4 protein-coding genes are annotated in these 2311 nt (G+C 55.5%); 3 read left to right on the top strand and 1 reads right to left on the bottom strand.

Going from position 1 to position 2311, the window contains the following annotated elements:
* The 3 genes from ABJZ52_RS07390 to ABJZ52_RS07400 all read left to right on the top strand — a co-directional run.
* A partial coding sequence (locus ABJZ52_RS07390; RefSeq protein WP_348199893.1) for a hypothetical protein occupies window positions 1-225 on the top strand: 225 nt, incomplete at its 5' end.
* Window positions 226-517: 292 nt separating this feature from the next.
* Window positions 518-1570 (top strand): helix-turn-helix domain-containing protein, encoded by a 1053-nt coding sequence (locus tag ABJZ52_RS07395; protein WP_348191606.1) that lies wholly within the window; start codon window positions 518-520, stop codon window positions 1568-1570.
* A 249-nt stretch (window positions 1571-1819) separates the two neighbouring features.
* The gene (locus ABJZ52_RS07400; protein WP_348191609.1) at window positions 1820-2062 is read left to right on the top strand and encodes a hypothetical protein; all 243 of its coding nucleotides are present in this window, start codon (window positions 1820-1822) and stop codon (window positions 2060-2062) included.
* Between the two features lie 9 nt (window positions 2063-2071).
* On the opposite strand, the gene ABJZ52_RS07405 is transcribed toward ABJZ52_RS07400, so the two are convergent.
* A partial coding sequence (locus ABJZ52_RS07405; protein WP_348292267.1) for a transposase occupies window positions 2072-2311 on the bottom strand: 240 nt, incomplete at its 5' end.

A 2311-nucleotide genomic window follows, 5' to 3' on the forward strand; every position in this document is an offset into this window, starting at 1 on the left:
GGGCTGGCTCACCCCAAGCGAATACGCAACCACCTTTACCCCACGACGGGATCTGGCGCTGCGCTCAATGGCCAGTCCCACGCCAGCTCCCGTCTTCCACCTGGCTCAACAGAGCCAAAACACCCCCAGGGGGCAACGTCAAAAGAGAACGGCGAACACAACCACGTCCTTCGAGAACTGGCTGCCTTTGAAACTGATCGACGCTACACACTTGGAAAAATCTGATCACAGGACCGCCTCCTAAACCGCAACACGCGCAATGAAACCGACCGAGCGAAAGTTGGCAACAGAACCCTGAGGTCTTCTCAAAGCGCCTCGTGCGGATACATTTTGAAACAAAATAATACGTCGGAGATATTCCGACAATATGCAGTCCTCCTAACCTAAAGAGAAGATGGTTCTTCATCTTCGCTAGCGTCAGCGCAGCTGTGCGTTTCACGTTCGTCTAAGTGATTTTCCGAAGCTCGACGCGTTGAGTTCTACGCGAGAAGGCATTTTGTTATCGAGGTTCGCAGATATGAGCCGGCGCCAGCCAACAAAGAAACCCGAATGCGATATGGGGCTGCAGGAGCTGCCGCAGCCTGATCGGTTCTGCACCTCATTTCTTGGGGTGGATCGACAGGTCGAATACTTGCAAAAGTTGTTGTCGCCCCTTGTCGATGTCGCGTCGGCGCAGCCGTCTGCGGGCAGATTCAAGGCGAGTGGTCGCAGCTTCGATCTCGGTGTTGTCCAGATAGCGACCCTTAAGTCGGCGCCGATGCACTTCGGCCGAAGCGCGCCACATGCGGGTTCTGCCGCGAAATACTGGTGTCTGACGGTTCTGCGACGCGGTGCGATTGAAAATCGCGTTGGCGATACCCGGGTAGAGGCCGACCCCGGAACGATTTTGATTAATTCTCTCGCCAGTTCATTCAGCGGTACGACCGACCGGATTGAATGCATCAACGTGTTGATGAACAGGGACTTTTTTTTCGACATGGAGACGGACATCGATGCTTTGGTCAATACTCGTCTCGAAGGTCCGGCTGCACGTATTCTCAGCGACTTCGTGCTGAGTTCCGAAAAGCTCTTTGCCGACTTGACAATATCCGAGACATCCCTGTGGATCGAGTCCTTCTCCCACTTGCTCGGAGCGGTTTTGAGGCACCAGCGGGAGCGCATGCCATCAGTTCCGGTTCCCCGCGATCGAGCCTCTATCGTTTTAGACTACATCCGCGACAACCTCCATTCTCCGAAATTGGGTGCGCAATCAATCTGCCTGGCATTGCGAATGTCGAGACGACAGCTCTACTACCTGCTCGCTCCCTATGGCGGCGTTGCTAGTTTGATCACCCGCAAAAGGCTCGTGGCGGCGTGCAAAGCGCTGGCCAGCAGAGAAGAGTGCAGGTTGATCAGCACAGTGGCCTATTCTCTTGGTTTTTCTGACCATGCCGTGTTCTGCAAGCAGTTCCGTGAAGAGTTTGGCTTCAGCCCGTCACACGCTCGCGACTCCGGCATTTGCGGATATCTCCCCCGGAATGCGCGAAGCAGGCTTGTGCAATGGTTGTCCGATGACGCTCCAATTTCATAGCCGTCTGTCAAGCCGCGTGAGGCAGTCCGGTAGGCCTGAAAAACAGTTCGAGGCTGCGAAATGAGAGTTTGCTGCAACTGTTGTGGCTCTTGGCAAATGCGCGGCATCTCCGAACGAGCTGTTCCTCGCGGGCAACAGTCAATGTGCCGGTCGATTAGGCACTTAATCGTTGAGGCTGGTACTGCACCGGTCCGGTAGTGGTTTTCCGAATTCTAGCGGCGCATTGCCGGGATACTGAAAGGTAAGCAGATGGATACCTCGCAAGAAAACGTCCTGTCTTCGAAGACAGCTTCTGACGACAGGGACAACAGTGCGGTCCTGATCGGTATGGTTGCGGTGGCCCTTTCAGGTGCGGTCGTCGGGTTTTGCTTTGGCGGCTATTTCGCGCTTGCGTTCTGCGTGCCCGGCCTGTTCGCCGCGGGCTGCCTCGCGGGCTGGAAAGCCAATACCGTCTGCAGGCCTGGTAATCATCCCAATTTTGATGGGTTTTAAAACTGGACTTCAGGCCGCTGTTTTGAGTTTCATTGCGGGCGTGATGCCGCCGATGGCCATGTTGGGCCGCTCGTTGTTGTATGTCCATAGCCAGCGTGTGGCTTGGTGCTGTGCCTCCTCGATCGTTTCGAATATGTATTGTCCGAGCCATTCATGGCGGACGGTTCGGTTGTAGCGCTCGACATAGGCGTTCTGTTGCGGTTTGCCGGGCTGGATGTACTCCAAGCCGATCCCGCGTCTTGAAGCCCA

This window comes from Roseibium sp., from assembly GCF_039982295.1.
In the GTDB taxonomy this organism is placed as follows: Bacteria; Pseudomonadota; Alphaproteobacteria; order Rhizobiales; family Stappiaceae; genus Roseibium.